Below are 25,662 nucleotides of genomic sequence, written 5' to 3' on the forward strand. Positions count from 1 at the left end.
TTAAATTCCTCCGCTTCGCATTACTGCGACAGCGGCAGCTTCGACTGCGCAACGTGGGACAGAAGGTTCTCCACCGACACGTGCATTACTTCGGTAAAGGGCTTCGGATAGATGCCCATGTACAGCGTCAACGCGGCGAGCACGCCCAGCATGAAGAACTCGCGGCGATTGATGTCGACGAGGTTCTTCACGTGATCGTTCACCACCGCGCCGAAGTACACGCGCTTGTACATCCACAACGTATAGGCCGCGCCGAGAATCAGCGTGACGGCCGCACCGAACGCGATCCAGAAGTTGTACTGGACAGCGGCCAGAATCACCATGAACTCACCGACGAAGCCGGAGGTGCCCGGCAGGCCGCAGTTCGCCATCGAGAACAGCATCACGAGCGCCGCGAACTTCGGCATCGTGTTGACGACGCCGCCGTAGTCGGCGATCTGACGCGAGTGCATGCGGTCATACAGCACGCCGATGCAAAGGAACATCGCGCCCGACACGAAGCCGTGCGAGATCATCTGCACGATCGCGCCTTCCGTACCGAGCTGGTTGAAGATGAAGAAGCCGAGCGTGACGAAGCCCATGTGCGCGATCGACGAGTACGCGACCAGCTTCTTCATGTCGGCCTGCACCATCGCGACGAGACCGATGTACACGACGGCGATCAGCGACAGCGTGATGACGACGGGCGCGAGCAAGTGGCTCGCATCCGGCGCGATGGGCAGCGAGAAGCGCAGGAAACCGTATGCGCCGAGCTTCAGCATGATCGCGGCCAGCACGACCGAGCCGCCCGTCGGCGCTTCCACGTGCGCGTCCGGCAACCACGTGTGGACAGGCCACATCGGCACCTTGACAGCGAACGCGAGGAAGAACGCGATGAACAGCAGCACCTGCGGCGTCATCGACAGCTTCGCGGCGTGCCACGTAGCCAGGTCGAACGTGCCCGTCGCCGTGTACAGATACAGCAAGCCGACCAGCATCAGCAGCGAGCCCATCAGCGTGTACAGGAAGAACTTGAACGCCGCGTACACACGGTTCGCCCCGCCCCACACGCCGATGATGATGTACATCGGAATCAGCGTCGCTTCGAAGAACACATAGAACAGCATGCCGTCGGCCGACGAGAACACGCCGACCATGATGCCCGACAGGATCAGGAACGCTGCCAGATACTGCGCGACGTTCTTCGTGATCACTTCCCATGCTGCGATCACGACGATCACCGTGATCAGCGCCGTCAACACGACGAACCACATCGCAATACCGTCGATGCCGAGGTGGTACGTGATGTTGAAGCGCTCGATCCAGTTAGCCTTTTCTTCGAACTGCAATGCTGCCGTACTCGTGTCGAAATCCGTCATCAACGGAATCGTCACGATGAAACTCAACACCGACCCGATCAGCGCAATCCATCGCGCCGGACCGGGATTGCGATCTGAACCGATGGCTAGAACCACCAGGCCGAAAATAATCGGCATCCAGATCGCGATACTCAGAATCGGAAACGTCGTGTGCATGAGAAGTGTCTCCAGCCTGTTCTTTATTTTCCGCCGAGCGTTACAAACAAGGTCAGGAGCCCCAGCATGCCGATGATCATGGCGAATGCGTAGTGGTAGATATAACCCGATTGCAGGAAACGGATCACGCTCGCAAACCAGCCGATGAAACGCGCGCTGCCGTTGACAATACCGTCAATGACCACGATGTCGCCTTCCTTCCACAGCCCGCGGCCGATGGCCACGGCGCCGCGCGCGAACACGACTTCGTTGATCTTGTCCATGTAGTACTTGTTATCCAGCAGCGTGTAGATCGGACCGAAACCACGCTTGATTACGGCGGGGAGATCCGGACGCTTCAGGTACAGGAACCACGAGACCACTACGCCAGCTAGCGCCAGCCACACGGGCAGGCCCGACGCAGCGTGCAGGCCCATCGAGGCCCAGCCCTGGAATTCTTCCGCCATCTCGTGCAGCGCCGGATGGTTTTCGCCGATGAAGATCACCTTGTCGAACGCCACGCCGTGCTGGAAGAAATCGCCATACAGCAACGGCCCGATTGCGATGGCGCCGATCACGATCGACGGAATGGCGAGCAGCACGAGCGGCAGCCAGACGACCCACGGTGTTTCGTGCGGCTCGTGAGCGTGATGGTCGTCATGACCGTGGCCGTGATCGTCGTGATGACCGTGGCCGTGCGCCGCTGCTTCCGCGCCCAGCGGCGAATCAGGATGCTTCGGACCGCGGAAGCGCTCTTCGCCGTGGAACACCATGAAGTACATGCGGAACGCGTACAGCGCCGTGACGAACACGCTCGCGACGACCGCGAAGTACGCGAAGCCCGAACCCGGCAGATGCGACAGCTTCACCGCATCGATGATCGAATCTTTCGAGTAGAAGCCCGAGAAGAACGGCGTGCCGATCAGCGCCAGCGAGCCGACCAGCGACGTGATCCACGTGATCGGCATGTACTTGCGCAGGCCGCCCATGTTGCGCATGTCCTGGTCGTGGTGCATGCCGATGATCACGGAGCCCGCGCCGAGGAACAGCAGCGCCTTGAAGAACGCGTGCGTCATCAGGTGGAACACGGCGACCGGGTATGCCGACACGCCCAGCGCGACCGTCATGTAGCCGAGCTGCGACAGTGTGGAGTAAGCGACGACACGCTTGATGTCGTTCTGCACGACGCCGAGGAAGCCCATGAACAGCGTCGTGATCGCGCCGATCACCGTGATGAACGACAGCGCCGAGTCCGACAGTTCGAACAGCGGCGACATGCGCGTCACCATGAAGATACCGGCCGTCACCATGGTTGCCGCGTGAATCAGTGCGGAGATCGGCGTCGGGCCTTCCATCGAGTCGGGCAGCCACACGTGCAGCGGGAACTGCGCGGACTTACCCATCGCGCCGATGAAGAGGCAAATACACGCGACCGTCAGCAGGCCCCAGTCGGTGCCCGGGAAGCTCAGCGAAGCCAGTTCGTGGCTCTTCGCGAACACGTCGCCGTAGTTCATCGAGCCGCCATAAGCGAGGATCAGACCGATGCCGAGAATGAAGCCGAAGTCGCCCACGCGGTTGACGATGAACGCCTTCATGTTCGCGTAGATCGCGCTTTCACGCTTGAAGTAGAAGCCGATCAGCAGGTACGACACGAGACCCACCGCTTCCCAGCCGAAGAACAGCTGCAGGAAGTTGTTGCTCATCACGAGCATCAGCATCGAGAACGTGAACAGCGAGATGTACGAGAAGAAGCGCTCGTAGCCGGTTTCCTCGTCGGCCATGTAGCCGATCGTGTAGACGTGCACCATCAGCGACACGAAGGTCACCACGCACATCATCATCGCCGTGAGCGTGTCGACGAGGAAGCCGACTTCGAACTTCACCTTGCCGACCGTCATCCATTCGTACACGGTCGCGTTGAAGCTCGCGCCGTGGAGCACATCGAGAAACACGATGCACGAAAGCACGAACGAAATCGCGACGCCGAGGATCGTGACCGAGTGCGCACCGGCACGTCCCACCGTCTTGCCGAAGAGCCCCGCAATCAGCGAGCCGGCCAGCGGTGCAAGCGCTACCGCCAGCAACAGGTTTTCATTGAGTGTCGTTGACATAACAGCCTGTGCCTGAAGTTAACCTTTGAGCTGATCGAGATCCTCGACATTGATCGTGTCGAGGCTACGGAACAGGGTCACCAGAATTGCAAGACCGATCGCCGCTTCCGCTGCCGCAACCGTCAGCACGAAGAAAACGAAGATCTGGCCATGCACATCGCCGAGATAATGCGAGAACGCGACGAAGTTCGTGTTGACCGCCAGCAGCATCAGTTCGATTGCCATCAGGATGATGATGACGTTGCGACGGTTCAGGAAAATGCCAACGATGCTGATCGCGAACAGGATCGCGCCGAGCACGAGGTAATGAGCAAGGGACAACATATTTTTCTCCTCCTGACGTCAGCTGTTCTTGCCGGCGCCAGCGTCGCCAGCGACGATTTCAGGTTCAGCCGGACCTTCCTTTTCCGCTGCCATCTTGACCACGCGCACGCGGTCCTGGGCGCGCACCTTCACCTGATCCGACACGCGCTGGCGCTTGCTGTCCTTGCCGTGACGCGTGGTCAGCGCAATCGCCGCGATGATCGCGACCAGCAGCACGAGGCCGGCCACTTCGAACGCGAAGATGTAGTCGGTGTAGATGACCTTGCCGATCAGGCGCGTGTTCGACCAGTCGGCAGCGCCTGCGACAGCGGCCGTCGTGTCGCGCACGGGTTGAACCGTCGCGCCGTAGCCGTGCCAGAGAATCAGCGCCGTCTCGATCACGATGATCGCGCCCACCACGGTCGCCATCGGCACGAAGCGTTTGAAGTCGCGCCGCAGCACGTCGAGATTGATGTCCAGCATCATCACGACGAACAGGAACAGCACCATCACCGCGCCGACATACACCAGCACCAGCAGGATCGCGAGGAATTCCGCCTGCAGCAGCATCCAGATCGCGGCCGCGTTGAAGAACGCGAGCACGAGGAACAACGCGGACGCCACCGGGTTGCGCGAAGTGATCACCTTCAGCCCTGACACCGTCAGGAGTAACGCGAAGATGTAGAACAGTACGGTCGTGAAGTCCATGATTACCGATTCATCGTTAGGCCATCGTCAGGCTTGGTGCTTTGGCGCGCGTCGTCTTCTGCCTGTGTTGCATGACGCGGCGCCAGAGCGGTCTGGCAGCGTCGCGCGGTCTTGTGCCTGCCGGACCGCGCGCCGTCGAACTGCTGTTTCAACCTATCAACGATAGGGTGCGTCGGCTGCCTTGTTTGCAGCGATTTCCGTTTCGTAACGGTCGCCGACTGCCAGCAACATGTCCTTCGTGAAGTACAGATCGCCGCGCTTTTCGCCGTGATATTCGAGGATGTGCGTTTCGACGATCGAATCGACCGGGCAGCTCTCTTCGCAGAAACCGCAGAAGATGCACTTGGTCAGGTCGATGTCGTAGCGCGTCGTGCGGCGCGTATTGTCCGCGCGCGTTTCCGATTCGATCGTGATCGCGAGCGCCGGGCACACTGCTTCGCACAGCTTGCAGGCGATACAGCGTTCTTCGCCGTTTTCGTAGCGGCGCAGCGCGTGCAGGCCACGGAAACGCGGCGAGATCGGGGTCTTCTCTTCCGGGAACTGCACAGTGATCTTGCGCTGGAACGTGTAGCGTCCCGTCAGCGCGAGGCCCTTGAGCAGCTCGGTCAGAAAGAAGGTCTTGAAGAAGTTTTGGATTGCGGTCATGGTTCGTCCGCCCTTTAGTTCCAGATATTCAACGGCGACATGATCCAGAAGCCGACCACCACGACCCAGATCACGGTGACAGGCAGGAACACCTTCCAGCCCAGACGCATGATCTGGTCATAGCGGTAGCGCGGGAACGTCGCGCGCACCCAGATGAATACCGACAGCAGGAAGAAGACTTTCAGGACCAGCCAGAAAATGCCGGGGATGAAAGACAGGAATTCGAACGGTGCGCTCCAGCCGCCCAGGAACATGACCGAGGCCAGCGCCGAGATCACGATCATGTTGATGTACTCGGCGAGGAAGAACAGCGCGAACGCCATGCCCGAGTAATCGATCATGTGGCCGGCGACGATTTCCGACTCGCCTTCCACCACGTCGAACGGGTGCCGGTTCGTTTCTGCGATGCCCGACACGAAATACACGACGAAGGCCGGCAGCAGCGGCAGCCAGTTCCACGACAGGAACGTGACGCCGTGGCTGGCGAAGATGCCGCGCATCTGCGAGCCGACGATTTCCGACAGGTTCAGCGAGCCCGCCGTCATCAGCACGACGACGAGCGCGAAGCCCATCGAGATTTCATACGACACCATCTGTGCCGCAGCGCGCATCGCGCCGAGGAAGGCGTACTTCGAGTTCGACGCCCAGCCGGCCAGAATCACGCCGTACACGCCGATCGACGAAATCGCGATGGCGTACAGCAGGCCCGCGTTGATGTCGCCGAGCACGGCGCCCGCCTGGAACGGAATCACCGCCCACACGGCGAACGCGGGGACCACCACCATCACGGGGGCGATCAGGTAGATCCAGCGGCTGGCCTGCGTCGGCTGAATGACTTCCTTCAGCAGCAGCTTCAGCACGTCGGCGATCGGCTGCAGAAGACCTGCGGGGCCAACGCGGTTCGGCCCGATACGCACGTGCATCCAGCCGATCAGCTTACGTTCCCACAGGATCAGGTAAGCCACGCACAGCAGGATCGCGACGGCCACCACCAGGATGCGCACCAGCGCCCACACCGTGGGCCATGCCACGCCGAGAATCTCGGTGCCGCCCGCGTTGATCGATTCGAACAAGGTCATTTACGCCTTCTCCACCACCAGTTCACCGAACAGGCTGCCCAGCGCTGCACCGGCGGGCGTAGCCGCCGACACGCGGACGACCGTCTCCGCAAGATTCGCATCACGCACGGCGGGTATCTGCACCGAGCGATCGCCCTGACGAACGCGCACTGCGTCGCCTTCCTTCAAACCCAGCTTGTCGAACAGCGCGGCGGGCAGCCCCACCGAGTTGGCGGCACGCGCGGCTGCCGTCAGATGCAGCGACTGCGCGCGGCGCACGAGCTGATCGGCGTGGTAGATCGGCACGTCAGCAATGCGTTCGAAGGTGCCTTCCGCGGCCTTCGCGCCATTGCTGCGCGCGACGCTTGCCGAGGTTTTGTTCGACAGGCGCGGCGTGAGGTCGCCATCGCCCAGTGCCACGGCGCGCACCTGCTCCGCTGTATCGTAGTCGAAGCCCGACGCGCCGAGCAGATTGCCCAGCACGCGCAGCACCTTCCATGCGGGACGCGCATCGCCGAGCGGACGCACCACGCCGTTGAACATCTGCACCGTGCCTTCCGCGTTCACGAAGGTGCCGGCCGTTTCCGTGTACGGCGCGATCGGCAGCAGGACGTCTGCGTATTCTGCGCCCGTCTGGAACGGCGACATCACGACGACCATTTCCGCCTGGTTCAGCGCGGCAAGCGCCTGCGCCGGGTTGGCCGTATCGAATTCCGGTTCGAGGTTCAGCAGCACATAACCCTTGCGCGGCTGCTCGAAAACTTCGCGAGCATTCAGGCCGCCCTCGCCCGGCAATGCGCCGACGAGATGCGCACCGACCGTGTTCGCCGCTTCCGTCAGGAAGCCGAGCGTAGCGCCCGTTGCTTCGGCGATCCATTGAGCCGCAGCGTGGATGCGCGCGAACTCCGGATGCTGGACCGCCCCGTTACCGAGCAACACGACGCGTGTTTCACCGGCGCCGAGTGCAGCGGCGGTCTTCTTTGCGGCATCCGTTGCCGTCGCGCCTGCGAATGCTTCCGGCAGCGCAGCGCCCTTTGCTTCCGACACAGCGGCGGCGATGCCCGCCAGTTCGTTCAGCCACGCCGACGGCGCAGCAGCGATGCGCGCAGCTTGCGGGATCAGCGCGTCGTCGCGCGTCGCCTGCAGCAGCGTGATCTTTGCGCCACCCTTCGCTGCCTGGCGCAGACGCGCCGCAAACAGCGGATGGTCGCGACGCAGCGACGAGCCGATCACGAGCGCGCTGTCGAGCATCGACAGGTTGGCGATCGACGTACCGAGCCACGGCGTGCCGTTTGCAGCGGCCGTGAAGTCCGTCTGACGCAGACGGAAATCGACGTTCGGCGTACCGACGGCTTGCGCAACCTGCTTGAGCAGGAACAGTTCTTCGACCGTGCTGTGCGCACTGCCGAGCGCGGCAATCGCGTTCGCGCCGTGGTCGGCCGAGATGCCCTTCAGACCCTTGACGACATATTCGAGCGCCGTCTGCCAGTCCGTTTCGATCCACTGACCGTTTTGCTTGAGCATCGGACGCGTCAGACGTTCCGGGCTGTTCAGGGCTTCGTACGAGAAGCGGTCCTTGTCCGAAATCCAGCATTCGTTGATGGCTTCGTTTTCGAACGGCAGAACGCGCATCACGCGGTTGTTCTTCACTTGCACCACGAGGTTCGCGCCGACGGAATCGTGCGGGCTCACCGACTTGCGGCGCGACAGTTCCCACGTACGGGCGCTGTAGCGGAACGGCTTGCTGGTCAGCGCGCCGACCGGGCACAGGTCGATCATGTTGCCCGACAGTTCGGAGTCGACCGTCTTGCCGACGAACGACGTGATTTCCGAGTGTTCGCCGCGACCCAGCATGCCGAGTTCCATCACGCCGGCGACTTCTTCGCCGAAGCGGACGCAACGCGTGCAGTGAATGCAGCGCGACATTTCTTCCATCGAGATCAGCGGGCCGACGTTCTTGTGGAACACGACGCGCTTCTCTTCGCTATAACGCGACGACGACTTGCCGTAACCGACGGCCAGATCCTGCAGTTGGCATTCGCCGCCCTGGTCGCAGATCGGGCAATCGAGCGGGTGATTGATCAGCAGGAATTCCATCACGGATTGCTGACCCTTCACCGCCTTTTCCGACTTCGTGCGCACGATCATGCCCGCCGACACCGGCGTTGCGCATGCAGGCACGGCCTTCGGCATCTTCTCGACATCGACAAGACACATCCGGCAGTTGGCCGCAATCGACAGTTTCTTGTGATAGCAGAAGTGAGGAATGTAGGTATCGACCTTATGCGCAGCCTGAATGATCATGCTGCCTTCGGCCACCTCTACTTTCTTGCCGTCTATTTCAAGTTCAACCATGATGGTCAATCTTCCTTAACCTGTTACCGCTCAATCGTTCGCCCGCTCGCCGCTACATAGCGGCGGCGCCCGCGTTTGACTCTGGCTCGCGTTGGCCTTGCATCGGCCTCGCATTGACCTCTTAAGCGGCGACCGTTTCCGTGGCCGCCGCCGCGCCGGCGTGACCGCCGACGACGCAACGCTTGTTGGCGACGTGATACTCGAATTCGTCCCAGTAGTGCTTGAGCATGCCTCGCACCGGCATCGCTGCCGCATCACCGAGCGCGCAGATCGTGCGGCCCATGATGTTCTCGGCGACCGAGTTCAGCAGATCCAGATCTTCCTTGCGGCCCAGACCGTGCTCGATACGATGCACGACGCGATACAGCCAGCCTGTGCCTTCGCGGCACGGCGTGCACTGACCGCACGACTCTTCGTAATAGAAGTACGACAGGCGCAGCAGCGAGCGCACCATGCAGCGCGTCTCGTCCATCACGATGACGGCGCCCGAGCCCAGCATCGAACCCTGCTTCGCGATCGAGTCGTAGTCCATGTCGGTTTGCATCATCAGATCGCCCGGAATCACGGGTGCTGACGAACCGCCAGGAATCACAGCCTTGATCTTCTTGCCGCCGCGCATGCCACCCGCGAGGTCCAGCAGCGTCGCGAACGGCGTGCCGAGCGGGACTTCATAGTTGCCCGGACGCTCGACGTCACCCGACACCGAGAAAATCTTCGTGCCGCCGTTGTTCGGCTTGCCCATCTCGAGGTAGTTCTGCGGGCCGACGGCCAGCAGGAACGGCACGGCTGCGAAGGTTTCCGTGTTGTTGATCGTGGTCGGCTTGCCGTACACGCCGAAGCTCGCCGGGAAAGGCGGCTTGAAGCGCGGCTGGCCCTTCTTGCCTTCCAGCGACTCGAGCAGCGCGGTTTCTTCGCCGCAGATGTACGCGCCGTAACCGTGGTGCGCGTGCAGCTGGAACGAGAAGCCCGAGCCCATGATGTTGTCGCCGAGGAAGCCCGCTGCGCGCGCTTCTTCCAGCGCTGCTTCGAAGCGTCGATAGACTTCGAAGATTTCGCCGTGAATATAGTTGTAGCCGACCGAGATGTTCATCGCGTACGCGCCGATGATCATGCCTTCGATCAGCGAGTGCGGATTCCAGCGCAGGATGTCGCGGTCTTTGAACGTGCCAGGCTCGCCTTCGTCCGAATTGCAAACGAGGTACTTCTGCCCCGGGAACTGACGCGGCATGAAGCTCCACTTCAGGCCGGTCGGGAAGCCCGCACCGCCACGGCCACGCAGACCCGAAGCCTTGACGTCGGCGATCACCTGCTCGGGCGGAATCTTTTCTTCGAGGATACGGCGCAGCTGCTTGTAGCCGCCGCGCTCGACGTAGTCCTGAAGATGCCAGTTGTCGCCGTTCAGACCGGCGAGAATCAGCGGCTTGATGTGACGATCGTGTAAAGACGTCATTTCGAAAGTTCCTCGAGGAGCTGGTCGATCTTCTCGCGGCTCATGAAGCTGCACATACGATGGTTGTTCACGAGCATCACGGGCGCATCACCGCACGAACCCATGCATTCGCCCTCTTTGAGGGTGAATTTGCCGTCCGCGGTGGTTTCGCCGAAGTCGATACCGAGCTTCTGCTTCAGATATTCGGCGGCGCTGTCCGAGCCGCCATCGGGACCGAGCTGGCACGGCAGGTTCGTGCAGAGCGTGATCTTGTATTTGCCGACGGGCGACGTCTCATACATCGTGTAGAAGGTCGCAACCTCCTGCACGGCGACGGCCGGCATGCCGAGATAGTCTGCGACGAACTGCATGAGTTCGGGCGACAGCCAGCCAAGTTCTTCCTGGCCGACCGCCAACGCCGACATCACGGCGGACTGTTTCTGATCGGCGGGATACTTTGCGATCGCGCGATCGATTTCTTTCAGGCCTTCAGCTGAGATCATTTTCAGACACGACTCTTTCAATTCCTACCGAACGAAAACCCGTCGCGCACTGCGTGTTGCGACAGACCCGGCGTTCCTTTGCTTGACGCGCGCTCCGCTTCTCATGCTTTATCGGCCACGTGAGCGCGTGCCTTGATGAAAACCGCTTATGACGACCGCGCTAGCGATCCACTTCACCGAACACGATGTCCTGTGTGCCGATGATCGTCACGGCGTCCGCGATCATGTGGCCGCGCGCCATTTCGTCGAGCGCGGACAAGTGGGCATAACCCGGCGCGCGAATCTTGAGGCGGTACGGCTTGTTTGCGCCATCCGACACGAGATAGATGCCGAACTCGCCCTTCGGATGCTCGACAGCGGCATACGCTTCGCCTTCCGGCACATGGAAGCCTTCCGTGAAGAGCTTGAAGTGGTGAATCAGATCTTCCATGTTCGACTTCATGCCCACGCGCGACGGCGGCGCGATCTTGTGATTGTCGGTCATCACAGGACCAGGATTCTTACGCAGCCATTCAATGCACTGTTTCGCGATCCGCGTGGATTGACGCATTTCTTCGACGCGCACCAGATAGCGGTCGTAGCAGTCGCCGTTCACGCCGACGGGAATGTCGAAATCCATCTGGTCGTACACTTCGTACGGCTGCTTCTTGCGCAGATCCCACTCGATGCCCGAACCGCGCAGCATCGGACCCGTCATGCCCAGTTGCAGCGCGCGCTCCGGACTCACGACGCCGATGCCGACCAGACGCTGTTTCCAGATGCGGTTGTCGGTGAGCAGCGTTTCGTACTCGTCGACGCACTTCGGGAAGCGGTTGAAGAAGTCTTCGATGAAGTCGAGCAGCGAACCTTGGCGCGTCTCGTTCATCTTCGACAAGGCCTTCGCATTGCGGATCTTCGATGCCTTGTATTGCGGCATTGCGTCCGGCAGATCGCGATACACACCACCCGGACGATAGTACGCCGCGTGCATCCGTGCGCCGGATACCGCTTCATACACGTCCATCAGGTCTTCGCGCTCGCGGAAGGCGTAGAGGAACACGGCCATCGCGCCGACGTCGAGCGCGTGCGCGCCGATCCACATCAGGTGGTTCAGCACGCGCGTGACTTCGTCGAACAGCACGCGGATGTATTTCGCACGGATGGGCACATCGATGCCGAGCAGCTTTTCGATCGCCATCACGTAGCCGTGCTCGTTGACCATCATCGACACGTAGTCAAGACGGTCCATGTACGGCACGGACTGAATGAAGGTCTTGCTTTCCGCGAGCTTTTCAGTTGCGCGGTGCAGGAGGCCGATGTGCGGATCGGCGCGCTGGATCACTTCGCCGTCGAGCTCGAGCACGAGGCGCAGCACGCCGTGCGCTGCCGGGTGCTGCGGGCCGAAGTTGAGCGTGTAGTTCTTGATCTCTGCCATGGCGTTCTCTTAGTGTTTCAGGCCGCCATAGCGATCCTCGCGGATCACGCGCGGCGTGATTTCCCGAGGCTCGATCGTCACCGGCTGATAGACGACGCGCTTCTCTTCCGGGTCGTAACGCATTTCGACGTAACCGGAGACAGGGAAATCCTTGCGGAACGGGTGACCGATGAAACCGTAATCGGTCAGGATGCGGCGCAGGTCGGGGTGGCCTTCGAAGACGATGCCGTACAGGTCGAACGCTTCGCGCTCGTACCAGTTGGCCGAACTCCAGATGTCGACGACCGACGCGACGAGCGGCACTTCGTCGTCCGGTGCGAACACACGCACGCGCAGGCGCCAGTTGTTCGACACGGACAGCAGATGCAGGACGGCGGCAAAACGCGGACCTTCGTAAGCGCCTTCACCGTAGGTTTGATAGTCGATACCGCAGAGGTCGATCAACTGCTCGAAACGCAGCGTCGCGTCGTCGCGCAGACGCTTCGTCACTTCGAGGTAATCGCCTGCCTTCACGACGATCGTCAGCTCACCGATCGATTCGGTGATGCTCGTCAGGCGGCCGCCAAAGGCCGCCTCGAGGTTCGCTTTGAGAGTCTCGAGTTTGCTTGCCATATTGTGGGGAGGCTTGGGCTTTTATTGACGGGCGATGGTGTTGGTCCGGCGGATCTTTGCCTGCAGCTGGATCACGCCGTACACCAGCGCTTCAGCTGTGGGCGGACAGCCCGGCACATACACATCGACAGGCACGATACGGTCACAGCCACGCACCACCGAGTACGAATAGTGATAGTAGCCGCCGCCGTTCGCGCACGAACCCATCGAGATCACCCAACGCGGCTCGGCCATCTGGTCGTAGACCTTGCGCAGCGCAGGCGCCATCTTGTTGCACAGCGTGCCGGCGACGATCATCACGTCCGACTGACGCGGACTCGGACGAAACACCACGCCGAAACGGTCAAGGTCATAACGGGCAGCGCCCGCATGCATCATCTCGACCGCGCAACACGCGAGACCGAACGTCATCGGCCACAGCGAACCGGTACGCGTCCAGTTGATCAGCTTGTCAGCCGTGGTGGTGACAAACCCTTCCTTCAAGACCCCTTCGATACTCATTTGTTTTCCACTCCAGACAGGCGGCGAGCCATCGCCACCTACACACACCGGCGATTAACCCGTCATTCCCAGTCGAGACCGCCTTTCTTCCAGATATAGGCGAAGCCCAACAGGAATTCGAGCAGAAAAATCATCATCGAGATGAAGCCGGGCCAGCCGATATCGCGCAGGGCCACGCCCCACGGGAACAGGAATGCCGTTTCAAGGTCGAAGATGATGAAGAGAATGGCGACCAGGTAGTAGCGCACATCGAACTTCATGCGCGCATCTTCGAATGCTTCGAAGCCGCACTCGTACGGTGCGTTCTTTTCGGTGTCCGGTCGATTCGGACCGAGGATCTTACCAATACTGACCAGTGCTACGCCTAAACCGGTGCCCACGAGGAGAAACAACAAGACGGGGAAATAGGCTGCGAGGTTCAAAGTATCCTCAATCGGTTGGTTCTGAGTGACGTCAGGAGACGTTGACTACGCCGAACAACCCCTGACGCGAAACACTTCGGGATGCTTGATGTTGAAAGCCCACAGCAAACACCACCTCAGAAGTGAAAATGCCAGCCGAAGCTGAAGCAAGCGGCTGGCATTAGATAACATTGGTGCCGACGGCGAGACTCGAACTCGCACAGCTTTCGCCACTACCCCCTCAAGATAGCGTGTCTACCAATTTCACCACGTCGGCACTGTCTGCAATCCGGGAAAACAACTTGTAAAACCCGCGAATCGCTTCAAGACTTGAATTGTAACCCGGTCAAACAGTTTGTTCAACGCACAAACGTGTTTTTCCGGAAAATTTATTTCGGCACGTCCTGACCTGGCGCAGAAGCTGCAGACGCAGCAATTGCAGCCGATGCATTGACGGGTGCCGACGCACCAGCAGCGGCCGATGTCGCAACAGGTGCCGTTGCCGGCACGCCGCCCAACACGCCCGCCGAAGGCGTCGCGCGATAAGCACCGAGGTACGTCAGTGTCAACGTGGTGACGAAGAACACAGCTGCCAGTATCGCAGTGGTACGTGACAGAAAATTAGCAGAGCCTGTCGCGCCGAAGAGACTGCCCGATGCGCCACTACCAAAAGCCGCGCCCATATCGGCACCCTTGCCGTGTTGCAGGAGCACGAGGCCGATGACGCCAAGCGCCGACAGCAACTGCACGACAATGATCAACGTTTTCAAATACAGCATCACACTCACCTGAGTCTTTATTTAACCGCACAGCACGACATGCTGCACGCAATGGGTCATCCTCGCCCGGGCACTCTGCCTTGATGCTCAGCGCGCGGCCGTTGCCGCGACAGCTGCCGTGCAGATTGCCAGGAAATCCTTGTCCTTCAACGACGCACCACCAATCAGGCCGCCATCGATATCCAGCTGGCTGAACAGGTCTTCCGCGTTCTCCGGCTTCACGCTGCCGCCATACAGCAGCGGCACGTCGGCGGCATCGCCGCCCTTTGCTACGAGACGCGCGCGCAGGAACGCGTGAACGTCCTGCGCCTGCTGCGCCGTCGCGCTCTTGCCAGTGCCAATTGCCCACACAGGCTCATACGCGACCACGAGCCGAGCCGCCTCTTCCACCGACAGCTTCACGAGCACCGCATCCAGTTGCTCACCGACGATCTGCTCGGTCTTGCCACCCTCGCGCTCTTCAAGCGTTTCGCCGACGCAGACGATCGGCGTCAAACCTGCTTCGAGCGCACGCTGCGTCTTCACAGCGACGATCTCAGCGCTTTCGCGATGATACGCACGACGCTCCGAATGCCCGACGATCGCGTACGACGCGCCAAACTCGGCAGCCATTTCAGCCGCGACCTCGCCGGTAAACGCGCCTTGCGTGTGCGCGGAGATATCCTGCACACCCCACGCGACGCGGCCGCTTTCGAGCAGCGTTTGCGCCTGCGCCAGATACGGGCACGGCACGCACACGCCGACTCGCACATCGTCCGGAAGATCTTCGGCGCCGCGCGATACCGCCTGCAGCAGCACACGGTTATCGGCCAGCCGGCCGTGCATCTTCCAGTTACCGACTACCAGTTTTGCTCGTTGTTTCGCCATCGTCTCGCTCGTTTTATCGTGGTACGGGTGATGAACGCGTCCGCTTCGTCGGCGCTCGGTACCCGCTCCGCATGCAAAAACCATGCAGAACGCGCAAAACACGCGATTTTACTGTGTGCTGACAGACTGGGTCAAACTCAATTAAACGACCGCTGTCAAGCACCCGCGCCCCAATTCAACACGATCTTGCCGACGTGCGTGCTGCTCTCCATCAGCTCATGCGCCTGCGCAGCCTCGGCGGCGGGGAACACCTTGAAGATCACCGGCTTGATCGTGCCGTCTTCGAGATGCGGCCATACGCGCTCTTTCAGTTGCGCCGCGATCTTCGCCTTGAACTCGACGGGCCGCGGACGCAGCGTCGACCCCGTAACCGTGAGCCGGCGGCGCAGAATATCATTCAGATTCACTTCCGCCTTCGCGCCGCCCAGCAGCGCGATGATGGCGAGACGGCCGCCGTCGGCGAGCGCCTTCAGTTCGCGCGGCACGTAGCTGCCCGCCACCATGTCGAGGATCACGTCGACGCCGCGGTCGTTCGTGAGCGACTTGATCACCTCGACGAAATCTTCCGTCTTGTAGTTGATCGCCCGCTCGGCGCCGATTTCCTCACATGCGCGGCACTTCTCGTCGGTGCCGGCCGTCGCGAACACGCGAAAGCCGAGCGCGTGCGCAATCTGGATCGCCGTCACGCCGATGCCGCTCGAACCACCCTGCACCAGAAACGTTTCGTTCTCGCCGCCCTCGCCTCTGCCGAGCATCGCACGGTCAAAAACATTGCTCCAGACCGTGAAGAATGTCTCCGGCAACGCAGCCGCTTCGATATCGGAGAAGCCCTTCGGCACGGGCAGACATTGCAGCAACGGTACGCTCGCATATTCCGCATACCCGCCGCCCGCCATCAGCGCGCACACGCGGTCGCCGATCTTCAGACCGAACGGATTGCGCTTCTCGTCGATGTTTCCGCCGACGATTTCGCCCGCCACTTCCAGCCCCGGCAGGTCCGATGCGCCCGGCGGCGGTGCATAGCCGCCCTTGCGCTGGAACACGTCCGGGCGATTCACGCCCGACGCGGACACCTTGATCAGCACTTCACCCGCTTTCGGTTCGGGCATCGGCCGCTCGGCGAGCTTCAAGACTTCCGGCGCACCGAATTCGGTGATTTCGATTGCGTTCATCGTCGTCTCTCCCAGGTCTGGATTGCGCTGCAAACCGGCCGTGCAAACCCGTTCGCACTGCAATCCACCCTACATGAAAAACGGCCGGCGCGCAGTTGCGCTACCGGCCGTTCCCACTTTCACCGCGTTACTGCTGCGGCGTCGGCTCCGTTTGTGCTGCTTCGTTCAGGAGCGCCTTCGCCGACAGACGCACACGACCCTTCTCGTCCGTCTGGATGACCTTGACCTTCACTTGCTGGCCTTCCTTCAGGTAGTCGTTGATGTCCTTGATACGCTCGTTGGCGATTTCGGAGATGTGCAGCAGACCATCCTTGCCCGGCAGCAGGTTGACGATCGCGCCGAAGTCCAGCAGCTTGAGAATCGTGCCTTCGTAGACCTGGCCGACTTCGACTTCCGCCGTGATGTTCTCGATGCGCTTCTTCGCGTCGGCCATGCCTTCGCTGCTCGTGCTCGCGATCGTGACGACGCCGTCATCCGAAATGTCGATCGTCGTGCCCGTTTCTTCCGTCAGCGCGCGGATCACCGAACCACCCTTGCCGATCACGTCGCGGATCTTTTCCGGATTGATCTTGATGGTGATCATGCGCGGCGCGTAGTCGGACAGTTCCGTGTTCGCACCGGAGACAGCCGAGGTCATCTTGCTGAGGATATGCATGCGGCCTTCCTTCGCTTGCGCGAGCGCGACCTGCATGATTTCCTTCGTGATGCCCTGGATCTTGATGTCCATCTGCAGTGCCGTCACGCCAGCTTCCGTGCCCGCCACCTTGAAGTCCATGTCGCCGAGGTGATCTTCGTCGCCGAGGATGTCGGTCAGCACGGCGAACTTGTTGCCCTCGAGGATCAGGCCCATCGCGATGCCGGCGACGTGCGCCTTCATCGGCACGCCGGCGTCCATCAGCGCGAGGCAGCCGCCGCACACCGAAGCCATCGACGACGAACCGTTCGATTCCGTGATTTCCGACACGACACGGATCGAGTAGCCGAATTCTTCTGCGCTCGGCAGGCACGCAACCAGCGCGCGCTTCGCCAGACGGCCGTGGCCGATTTCGCGGCGCTTCGGCGAGCCGACGCGGCCCGTTTCGCCCGTCGCGAACGGCGGCATGTTGTAGTGGAGCATGAAGCGCTCGCGGTACTCACCTTCGAGCGCGTCGATGATCTGCTCGTCACCCTTCGTGCCGAGCGTCGCAACGACCAGCGCCTGCGTTTCGCCACGCGTGAAGAGTGCCGAACCGTGGGTGCGCGGCAGGACGCCCGTGCGGATTTCGATCGGACGAACCGTGCGCGTGTCACGGCCATCGATACGCGGCTCGCCGTTCAGGATCTGCGAACGGACGATCTTCGCTTCGATGTCGAACAGCACGTTGCCGACGGATGCCTTGTCGGCTGCCACCGTGCCCGCTGCCGCGGCTTCTTCTTCGAGCTTGGCTTGCGTGGCTGCGTAGACGGCCTTCAGCTTCGTCGAGCGAGCCTGCTTGTCGCGCGTCTGATATGCCGACAGCAGTTCGTTGCCCGCGATTTCGTTGACGCGCGAGATCAGCGCTTCGTTCTTCGGCGCGGCTTGCCAGTCCCACTCGGGCTTGCCGCCTTCACGGACCAGTTCGTGGATCGCGTCGATAGCCGTTTGCATCTGCTCGTGACCGAACACGACGGCGCCCAGCATCACGTCTTCCGGCAGTTGATCCGCTTCGGATTCGACCATCAGCACCGCGCGCTCCGTACCGGCGACGACGAGGTCCAGGCTCGATTCCTTGACTTGCGAGCGGGTCGGGTTCAGCACGTACTCGTTGTTGATGTACGCAACGCGCGCTGCACCTACCGGGCCGTTGAACGGCAGACCCGACACGGCGAGTGCCGCCGATGCGCCGATCAGCGCGGGGATGTCGGCGGGGACTTCCGGGTTGATCGACATCACGTGGATGACGACCTGCACTTCGTTGTAGAAGCCTTCCGGGAAGAGCGGACGCAGCGGACGGTCGATCAGACGCGAAATCAGCGTTTCGCCTTCCGACGGACGGCCTTCGCGGCGGAAGAAGCCGCCGGGGATCTTGCCTGCCGAGTAGGTCTTTTCGATGTAATCGACGGTCAGCGGGAAGAAGTCCTGGCCCGGCTTCGCCGTCTTCGCGCCGACGACGGTCGCGAGCACGACGGTGTCTTCGATGTCGACCAGCACGGCACCGCCCGCCTGGCGGGCGATTTCACCCGTTTCCATGCGGACCGTTTGCTGGCCCCACTTGAATTCTTTGACGACCTTGTTAAACAGAGACATTTGTCCTCCTTGATCTTTTGGTCATGCCGCGCAAAACCGCGCGCGGCACCGTCAGGACCGGACCTTTCGGGTAGAGGAGTGTTATGCCATTCCAGAGAATCACGTGGATGCATCGATTTGCACGCGAACCGCTGGAATGACACAGCGCCCTACCCTGAAGCCCGGCTTTATTTCGTTTTACCCGCGGCGCAACCGGCACGCCTGACGGGTGGTATCAACGGCAAACCTCACACGAAGCGCACCGTTGAAAAACAAAATGCCTGTATCAGCGGAACTGACACAGGCATCTTGCTGACAGAAAGTCCGATGCGCCGGATTACTTACGCAGACCCAACTTCTCGATCAGAGCGCGGTAACGGTCAGCGTCCTTGCCCTTCAGGTAGTCGAGCAGCTTGCGACGACGGCTCACCATGCGCAGCAGACCGCGGCGGCTGTGGTGGTCCTTCGTGTGGGCCTTGAAGTGGACCGTCAGTTCGTTGATGCGCGTGGTCAGCAGAGCGACCTGAACTTCGGGCGATCCGGTGTCGTTAGCAGCGCGTGCGAATTGCGCGACGACGTCGGATTTCTTGGTGATTTCAGCTACGGACATGTTGATTTCCTTTGAATCGACAGGCGGTCACGGAAGAAAGGCCGTGCCGTGGGTTACAGCAAAACGAGTCGCGTATTGTAGCACAGCCCGTTCATCCGGCGAACCCCGCCGTTTCGGGCTGTGCTTCTGGCCAGGCCCGAATCCCGCCACGGCTGGACGCTCACGGGCCGCTCAGGGCCGCTTCATCCGGCATGTCGTGGGTGGCACCGTACGCTCGGGCGGCAGCGCCAGCACCGTTCTGAAGCCGTAACCCGAGCCTTCGTTGTCGAAATGGACGCCCGGCGTGCCTGCCTTGTCCATTTCCATCACGTAAAGGGGCTGGATCAACTGATGGTCGTCGGCGCGCATCCACGACGCGTGAAAACCATTGTCGTACTTCATCCCTTCCAGCGCCTTCGCAACCTTCTCCGGCTGCGCGCTGCCCGCACGGCTCATCGCCGCCGCGAGCATCTCGACCATCAGCGGCATGCGCAGCACGGGATAATCGTCCTGCGCGGCCGGGAAACGCTGCCGGAACGACGCGTACCACGCGTCCGACGCCGCGCCGCCCGCGTTCGGATGCCAGTCGGCCACGGCGATCACGCGCTTCACGCCCGCGTCGCCGAGCGCGGCCGGCGCACCCAGACTGTTGCCGTAGAACGTGTAGAACTTCGTGTCGAGGCCCTGCTCACGCGCCGCCTTCACAAGCAGCGTCAGATCGTTGCCCCAGTTGCCCGTGATCACCGCGTCCGCGCCGCTCGCGCGAATCTTCGCGATGTACGGCGCGAAATCTTTCACGCGTCCGATCGGATGAAACTCGTCGCCAACCACCGCGACATCCGGCCGCTTGGATGCGAGCGCCGCGCGCGCCAGCGTGCTCACGTCATGCCCGAAGCTGTAGTCCTGATTCAGCAGATAGACCTTCTTCACCGACTTGTCGCGCTGGATGACATCGGCGAGCGCGTCCATTCGCATGCCCGCGTGCGCGTCGAAGCGGAAATGCCAGAAGCTGCAGTTCGCGTTGGTGAGCGCGGGGTCGTCGGCGGAATAGTTGAGGAACAGCTCGCGGTTGTCCGGTTCGCGCGTATTCTGCTTGTCGATCGCCGTGAGCAAGGCGGCAGCCACGGCCGAACTGTTGCCTTGCGTGATGAAACCGATGTGTTTGTCGGCGGCGGCGCGCAGTTGCACGAGCGCCTCTTCCGCGCTGCCCTTGCTGTCCAGCACGACGAGCTCCAGCGGATGCACGCCGTCCGCCAGTTTCACGCCGCCGCGCGCGTTGACCGTTTCAACGCCGAACCGCAGGTTCCGCTCGACAGCCGCGCCCGCGTTCGCGAACGGGCCGGACATGCCTTCGATCATCGCAATGCGAATCGGTGCGCCCTGCGCATGCACATTGGCGGCAGGAATCGTCGCCGCGGCCAGCGTCATCGCCGTCACTATCGCCTTTGCCCACTTTGCTTTCATCAGCGTCTCATCTGTCGATCGAAGCGCGGATCATAGGACGGCGCGCGGGCCGCAAGCAAGCGAATAGCGCGCGAAGGCCCGTCCCGGCGGGCGAATGCCCGAAAATCTTTTGACGCGGCGCGTGTCAAAATATCAGCCTAGAACAACAACCACTCATCGAACACCACCGGAGGTGTCATGTTCAACCGCCTTTCATTCGTGCGCCCGGCGCGCGGCGCGCTAGCGGCTCTCGCGTGCGCCGTGACGCTCGCCGGCTGCGCGCAGCCCTGGCAGAACTATCAGGCGGGCGCGGATCAGTCGACGATCGTCGCCCGCCTCGGTCCGCCGCGCGAAGTGTACGACCTGCCCAACGGCGGCAAGCGCCTGATGTGGCCGACACAGCCGATGGGCGAAACCACCACGGCCGCTGACGTCGACGCGTCGGGCAAGATCGTGAACGTGCGCCAGGTGCTGCAGCCGAACGAGTTCTATCGCGCGGAAATCGGCACATGGACGCGGGACGACGTGCTCGTCAACTTCGGACGCCCGGTCGAAACGAACTATTTCCCGCTGATGAAGCGCGAAGTGTGGACGTATCGCTATCTGGAAGACAACGTCTGGTACATGATGTACAGCTTCTATTTCGACGATCAGGGCATCCTGCGTCTGACGCAAAAGACGCCCGATCCGCTGCACGATCCGGATCGCCGTAGCTTGTTCTGAGTTGCTTCGGCGTCAATCGGAAAAGCCGCCTTGCGAGGCGGCTTTTTCATGATTTTTCATCGCGCATGCACAAAGAAAAACCCCGCCGCAGCGGGGTTTTCTCATTGCGATTGAATGCGGCCAACCCGCATCAGATTTCCGAGCGTTGCGGATTCAGCTTGTCGTATCCGGAATACAGACGGTTCAGCGCCGAGATATACGCCTTCGCCGATGCGGCGACGATATCCGGATCCGTGCCGACGCCGTTCACGATACGTCCCGCCTTCGACAGGCGCACGGTCACTTCACCTTGCGCCTGCGTGCCCGTCGTAATGGCGTTGACCGAGTACAGCAGCAGTTCCGAGCCGCTGCCCACTTCCGTTTCGATCGCGTTCAGCGTCGCGTCGACGGGACCGTTGCCGTTCGCTTCGCCGACCACTTCCTTGCCCGCGACCGAGAACACGATGCGCGCATGCGGACGCTCGCCCGTTTCCGAATGCTGCGACAGCGACACGAACTTGTAATGCTCCCGCTCCTGCGCTTCAGCCGATTCTTCCGTGACGATCGCGATGATGTCCTCGTCGAAGATTTCGGACTTGCGATCCGCGAGTTCCTTGAAGCGCTGGAACGCGAGGTTCAGTTCGGTTTCGCTGTCCAGCGAGATGCCCAGTTCCTGCAGACGCTGCTTGAACGCGTTACGGCCCGACAGCTTGCCGAGCACGATCTTGTTCGCGGTCCAGCCCACGTCTTCCGCGCGCATGATTTCGTAGGTGTCGCGCGCCTTCAGCACGCCGTCCTGGTGGATGCCCGACGCGTGCGCAAACGCGTTCGCGCCGACTACCGCCTTGTTCGGCTGCACGACGAAACCCGTGATCTGCGATACGAGCTTCGATGCCGGCACGATCTGCGTCGTGTCGATGCCGAGATCGAGACCGAAATAATCCTTGCGCGTGCGCACCGCCATCACGATTTCTTCGAGCGACGTGTTGCCAGCGCGCTCGCCGAGCCCGTTGACCGTGCACTCCACCTGACGTGCACCGCCGATCTGCACGCCTGCCAGCGAATTCGCGACGGCCATGCCGAGGTCGTTATGGCAGTGCACCGAGAACACGGCCTTGTCCGAGTTCGGAATGCGTTCGCGCAGCGTCTTCACGAGCTGGCCGTACAGTTCCGGCACACCGTAGCCGACGGTATCGGCGATATTGATGGTCGTCGCGCCTTCCGCGATCACGGCTTCGAGCACGCGGCACAGGAAGTCCATATCCGAGCGGCTGCCGTCTTCCGGCGAGAACTCCACGTCGTTCGTGAACTTGCGCGCGAAACGCACGGCCAGCTTCGCCTGCTCGAACACCTGATCGGGCGTCATGCGCAGCTTCTTTTCCATGTGCAGCGGCGACGTCGCGATGAACGTGTGGATGCGGAAGTGATCGGCGGGCTTCAGCGCGTCGGCGGCGCGCTGGATGTCCTTGTCGTTCGCACGCGCGAGCGAGCAGATCGTGCTGTCCTTGATCATGCCGGCGATCGTGTGGATCGCATCGAAGTCGCCGTTCGAGCTGGCGGCGAAGCCTGCTTCGATCACGTCGACTTTCATCCGTTCGAGCTGCTTCGCGATACGGATCTTTTCTTCCTTCGTCATCGACGCACCGGGCGATTGCTCGCCGTCACGCAACGTCGTATCGAAAATGATGAGCTTGTCTGCCATCTCGGGTCTCCAGGGGGATTCGGTCAATTTGAATTGGAAAACGGAATTCGAGTGTTTGCGCCATCACCGCAGACGACGCTAAACAACGAACGAGGCAGACGGAGGGCGAAAACGATCAGCGCGGCAGGCGCGCTAGAGCTAGCGAGCGTAGTAGCTTGCCAGCTTGAAGAGACAGGAAGGGGAACTTGGAAAGTGCCATGCCAGAGACTATAGCGGCAATGCCGGAAACGTGCAATTGGGGGCCCTGCGGGTCGGGCTTTTTGGTTTGGTTTTGGGTTTTTGCTGCGCGGGCGGTTTGGTTGAGGTGGCTTTGCGCTGGTATTCGGGTTGGCGCCTTCGCGGCGCGGGCGGTTTTGTTTGGTGTTTTGGTCTTTGTGCTGGCGTCCGCGTTACGTCTTCGTGCTTCACGCGTTGCCCCTGTGCGGGGCGGCACCTACTTTTCTTTGCCGCCGCAAAGAAAAGTAGGCAAAAGAAAGCGGCTAACACCGCTAATTCTTGTGTTTGCCTGAGGGCCCTCAACCGGTCCCACACTTCACACGGCAACGTCTTTGTTCGCGTTCGTTGCCAACGCTTTGAATACACGCCTCACCCACTTCACACACCCGCACAAGGGCTAGCGGCAGCGAATGGTTTCTGCCGCCCAGGTGGCAAACTGTGTGTAGGTTGTCGCGTCGTATAGCTTGGCGCTCTTACATGGTGGAGCGCGTGCGCTATTGGTCCGAAGTGAGGCGTGTGTAGCGCTACGGCCTACACACAGTTTGCCACCTGGGCGGCAGTGGAATATCTGGCACGGCGTGTTGCGACGCGGACGCGTGAAGTGGGTGATGCGCTGGATTAGAGCGTTGGCAACGAACGCGAACAAGCAAGTTGCCGTGTGAAGCGTGGGACCGGTTGGGGGCCCTCAGGCAAGAAGAAATGTTGGCGGTGTTAGCCGCTTTCTTTTGCCTACTTTTCTTTGCGGCGGCAAAGAAAAGTAGGTGCCGCCCCGCACAGGGGCGACGCTTGAAGCACGAAGGCATAGCGCGGATGCCAGCGAAAAGCACAAGCAAACCACCCCAGCGTCGCAGACAACCCAAAAAACCTTAACCCGGCCGCTGCGAGGAACGAGCCGGATTCCCCATCCCCCTTACCACGCGATACGCCCAAAACACATACCCCGACAGGCCATAAAGCACAAACAGCCCAAACAGCATCAAAGGCGGATCCGACGAAACCAGCACAAACGCAACCACCACAAGCAAAATCGCCGCAAACGGCACGCGATGCCGCACATCCAGCGCCTTACCACTATAAAACGGCGCATTCGACACCATGGTCACGCCAGCGTAGATAGTCAAAGCAAAAGCAACCCACGGCAGCCAGACCAGCTTCAAAGGCACGCGATTATCGGTAGCAAGCCAGACAAAACCGGCGATCAACGCAGCCGCAGCCGGGCTCGGCATACCCTGAAAGAACCGCTTATCAACGACACCAATATTCGTATTGAACCGCGCCAGCCGAAGCGCCGCGCCCGAGCAATAAACAAACGCCGCGAGCCAGCCCCAGCGCCCGAGATCCTTCAGAATCCACTCATACATCACAAGCGCCGGCGCAACGCCAAACGACACCATGTCCGACAGACTGTCGAACTGCTCCCCAAAAGCGCTCTGCGTATGCGTCATACGCGCAACACGCCCATCCATGCCATCGAGCACCATCGCGACAAAAATCGCAATCGCAGCGACTTCGAAACGCACGTTCATCGCCTGCACGACGGCGAAGAACCCGCAGAAAAGCGCCGCCGTCGTGAATGCGTTAGGCAGCAGATAAATCCCGCGCTTGCGCAGAAACTGCTGTCGCGCGGCGCGCCGGCTGTCGATCACGGATTCCGTGACGGCGGACGGCTTGTTGCGCCTGAACGGTCGCGGCTGCGGCGCACCGCTGCTACGAGGACGACGCGGTTTGAATGCGGCCATCGAACCCTCCCTGTGCCGCTTTATAGTTCAGCCAGAACCGTGGACGAAGCCGAAACCTTCTCGCCGATCGACACACGCGGGCGGCTGCCCACGGGCAGATACACGTCGACGCGCGAACCGAAACGGATGAAGCCGTAGCGCTGGCCGCGCGTAAGCGGCTCGCCTGCCCTGACGTAGCAGAGAATGCGCCGCGCGATCAGGCCCGCGATCTGCACCGACGTCACCGTCGCGCCGCTCGCCGTTTCGATCACGACCGCGTTGCGCTCATTCTCCGTCGACGCTTTGTCGACAGCGGCGTTCAGGTACGCGCCCGGAAAATATTCGACCTTCGAGATTGCGCCATCGACGGGCGAGCGCTGCGAGTGCACGTTGAACACGTTCATGAACACGCTGATCTTCAGCGCTTCACGGTTCGCGTACGGATCGTGCGCGGTTTCGACAGCGACGATGCGGCCGTCGGCCGGGCACAGCACCGCGTTGGCCTGCGTCGGGATGGGACGCGCCGGGTCGCGGAAGAACTGCACGACGAAGATGAGCAACAGCCAGAAAATCCAGGCAATGCCGAACCCTGCGATGAAGTGGATCAACAACGCAACGACGGCCGCGATGGCAATGAACGGCCAGCCTTCGCGCGCGATGATCGGATGAGGGTAATTCATAAATGGGTTCAGTCTT

The 25,662-nt window shown here is 61.3% G+C and carries 23 protein-coding genes and 1 tRNA gene; 1 reads left to right on the forward strand and 23 read right to left on the reverse strand.

What is annotated here, in order from left to right; genetic code table 11:
* Window positions 1–20: 20 nt before the first annotated feature.
* From C2L64_RS11390 to C2L64_RS11485, 20 genes are all read right to left on the reverse strand, one after another.
* Complete coding sequence (locus C2L64_RS11390; RefSeq protein WP_007588133.1) at window positions 21–1,514, reverse strand: NADH-quinone oxidoreductase subunit M; 1,494 nt, start codon at window positions 1,512–1,514, stop codon at window positions 21–23.
* A 23-nt stretch (window positions 1,515–1,537) separates the two neighbouring features.
* Complete coding sequence (nuoL, locus tag C2L64_RS11395) at window positions 1,538–3,604, reverse strand: NADH-quinone oxidoreductase subunit L (RefSeq protein WP_007588135.1); 2,067 nt, start codon at window positions 3,602–3,604, stop codon at window positions 1,538–1,540.
* An 18-nt stretch (window positions 3,605–3,622) separates the two neighbouring features.
* Complete coding sequence (nuoK, locus tag C2L64_RS11400; protein WP_007588140.1) at window positions 3,623–3,928, reverse strand: NADH-quinone oxidoreductase subunit NuoK; 306 nt, start codon at window positions 3,926–3,928, stop codon at window positions 3,623–3,625.
* An 18-nt stretch (window positions 3,929–3,946) separates the two neighbouring features.
* Window positions 3,947–4,615, reverse strand: a complete 669-nt coding sequence (locus C2L64_RS11405; protein ID WP_007588141.1) for an NADH-quinone oxidoreductase subunit J — start codon at window positions 4,613–4,615, stop codon at window positions 3,947–3,949.
* A gap of 156 nt (window positions 4,616–4,771) precedes the next feature.
* Window positions 4,772–5,260 carry an NADH-quinone oxidoreductase subunit NuoI gene (gene nuoI, locus C2L64_RS11410; protein WP_007588142.1) on the reverse strand — a complete coding sequence of 163 codons (489 nt, stop codon included), beginning with the start codon at window positions 5,258–5,260 and terminating at the stop codon, window positions 4,772–4,774.
* A 14-nt stretch (window positions 5,261–5,274) separates the two neighbouring features.
* A complete protein-coding gene (gene nuoH, locus C2L64_RS11415; protein WP_007588143.1) occupies window positions 5,275–6,339 on the reverse strand; it encodes an NADH-quinone oxidoreductase subunit NuoH in 1,065 nt (354 codons plus the stop codon).
* The gene (gene nuoG, locus C2L64_RS11420) at window positions 6,340–8,673 is read right to left on the reverse strand and encodes an NADH-quinone oxidoreductase subunit NuoG (RefSeq protein WP_007588144.1); all 2,334 of its coding nucleotides are present in this window, start codon (window positions 8,671–8,673) and stop codon (window positions 6,340–6,342) included.
* 121 nt (window positions 8,674–8,794) lie between these two features.
* The gene (nuoF, locus tag C2L64_RS11425) at window positions 8,795–10,123 is read right to left on the reverse strand and encodes an NADH-quinone oxidoreductase subunit NuoF (protein WP_007588145.1); all 1,329 of its coding nucleotides are present in this window, start codon (window positions 10,121–10,123) and stop codon (window positions 8,795–8,797) included.
* Window positions 10,120–10,605, reverse strand: a complete 486-nt coding sequence (gene nuoE, locus C2L64_RS11430) for an NADH-quinone oxidoreductase subunit NuoE (protein ID WP_007588146.1) — start codon at window positions 10,603–10,605, stop codon at window positions 10,120–10,122. Before nuoE ends, nuoF begins: the two co-directional genes overlap by 4 nt.
* Window positions 10,606–10,765: 160 nt before the next feature.
* Window positions 10,766–12,019 (reverse strand): NADH-quinone oxidoreductase subunit D, encoded by a 1,254-nt coding sequence (locus tag C2L64_RS11435; RefSeq protein WP_007588148.1) that lies wholly within the window; start codon window positions 12,017–12,019, stop codon window positions 10,766–10,768.
* A gap of 9 nt (window positions 12,020–12,028) precedes the next feature.
* Window positions 12,029–12,631, reverse strand: a complete 603-nt coding sequence (locus C2L64_RS11440; RefSeq protein WP_007588149.1) for an NADH-quinone oxidoreductase subunit C — start codon at window positions 12,629–12,631, stop codon at window positions 12,029–12,031.
* Window positions 12,632–12,652: 21 nt separating this feature from the next.
* On the reverse strand, window positions 12,653–13,132 hold the full coding sequence (locus tag C2L64_RS11445) for a NuoB/complex I 20 kDa subunit family protein (RefSeq protein WP_006052903.1): 480 nt from the start codon (window positions 13,130–13,132) through the stop codon (window positions 12,653–12,655).
* A 62-nt stretch (window positions 13,133–13,194) separates the two neighbouring features.
* Window positions 13,195–13,554, reverse strand: coding sequence for an NADH-quinone oxidoreductase subunit A (locus C2L64_RS11450; protein WP_007588164.1), 360 nt, complete (start codon window positions 13,552–13,554; stop codon window positions 13,195–13,197).
* A 171-nt stretch (window positions 13,555–13,725) separates the two neighbouring features.
* Window positions 13,726–13,810, reverse strand: a tRNA-Leu gene (locus C2L64_RS11455).
* Between the two features lie 112 nt (window positions 13,811–13,922).
* Window positions 13,923–14,312: a preprotein translocase subunit SecG gene (gene secG / locus C2L64_RS11460; protein WP_007588165.1), complete on the reverse strand. Its 390-nt coding sequence runs from the start codon at window positions 14,310–14,312 to the stop codon at window positions 13,923–13,925.
* Window positions 14,313–14,399: 87 nt separating this feature from the next.
* The gene (tpiA, locus tag C2L64_RS11465; protein WP_007743894.1) at window positions 14,400–15,179 is read right to left on the reverse strand and encodes a triose-phosphate isomerase; all 780 of its coding nucleotides are present in this window, start codon (window positions 15,177–15,179) and stop codon (window positions 14,400–14,402) included.
* A 155-nt stretch (window positions 15,180–15,334) separates the two neighbouring features.
* Window positions 15,335–16,351 (reverse strand): NAD(P)H-quinone oxidoreductase, encoded by a 1,017-nt coding sequence (locus C2L64_RS11470; RefSeq protein ID WP_007588167.1) that lies wholly within the window; start codon window positions 16,349–16,351, stop codon window positions 15,335–15,337.
* A gap of 127 nt (window positions 16,352–16,478) precedes the next feature.
* Window positions 16,479–18,617, reverse strand: coding sequence for a polyribonucleotide nucleotidyltransferase (pnp, locus tag C2L64_RS11475; protein ID WP_007588168.1), 2,139 nt, complete (start codon window positions 18,615–18,617; stop codon window positions 16,479–16,481).
* 316 nt (window positions 18,618–18,933) lie between these two features.
* Window positions 18,934–19,206 carry a 30S ribosomal protein S15 gene (gene rpsO, locus C2L64_RS11480; protein WP_007588169.1) on the reverse strand — a complete coding sequence of 91 codons (273 nt, stop codon included), beginning with the start codon at window positions 19,204–19,206 and terminating at the stop codon, window positions 18,934–18,936.
* A gap of 171 nt (window positions 19,207–19,377) precedes the next feature.
* Window positions 19,378–20,649, reverse strand: coding sequence for a branched-chain amino acid ABC transporter substrate-binding protein (locus C2L64_RS11485; protein ID WP_007588171.1), 1,272 nt, complete (start codon window positions 20,647–20,649; stop codon window positions 19,378–19,380).
* A gap of 177 nt (window positions 20,650–20,826) precedes the next feature.
* On the opposite strand from C2L64_RS11485, the gene C2L64_RS11490 reads away from it, so the two are divergent.
* On the forward strand, window positions 20,827–21,351 hold the full coding sequence (locus tag C2L64_RS11490; protein WP_007588173.1) for a hypothetical protein: 525 nt from the start codon (window positions 20,827–20,829) through the stop codon (window positions 21,349–21,351).
* A 130-nt stretch (window positions 21,352–21,481) separates the two neighbouring features.
* Here the strand turns inward: C2L64_RS11490 and C2L64_RS11495 are convergent, their stop codons facing one another.
* The 3 genes from C2L64_RS11495 to C2L64_RS11505 form a co-directional block, all read right to left on the reverse strand.
* Window positions 21,482–23,032, reverse strand: coding sequence for a 2-isopropylmalate synthase (locus C2L64_RS11495; RefSeq protein WP_007588175.1), 1,551 nt, complete (start codon window positions 23,030–23,032; stop codon window positions 21,482–21,484).
* A gap of 1,082 nt (window positions 23,033–24,114) precedes the next feature.
* Window positions 24,115–24,987, reverse strand: a complete 873-nt coding sequence (gene pssA, locus C2L64_RS11500) for a CDP-diacylglycerol--serine O-phosphatidyltransferase (RefSeq protein WP_007588176.1) — start codon at window positions 24,985–24,987, stop codon at window positions 24,115–24,117.
* 20 nt (window positions 24,988–25,007) lie between these two features.
* Window positions 25,008–25,646, reverse strand: coding sequence for a phosphatidylserine decarboxylase (locus C2L64_RS11505; RefSeq protein WP_007588177.1), 639 nt, complete (start codon window positions 25,644–25,646; stop codon window positions 25,008–25,010).
* Between the last annotated feature and the right edge of the window lie 16 nt (window positions 25,647–25,662).

The sequence above is a fragment of the Paraburkholderia hospita genome, from assembly GCF_002902965.1.
Lineage (GTDB): Bacteria > Pseudomonadota > Gammaproteobacteria > Burkholderiales > Burkholderiaceae > Paraburkholderia > Paraburkholderia hospita.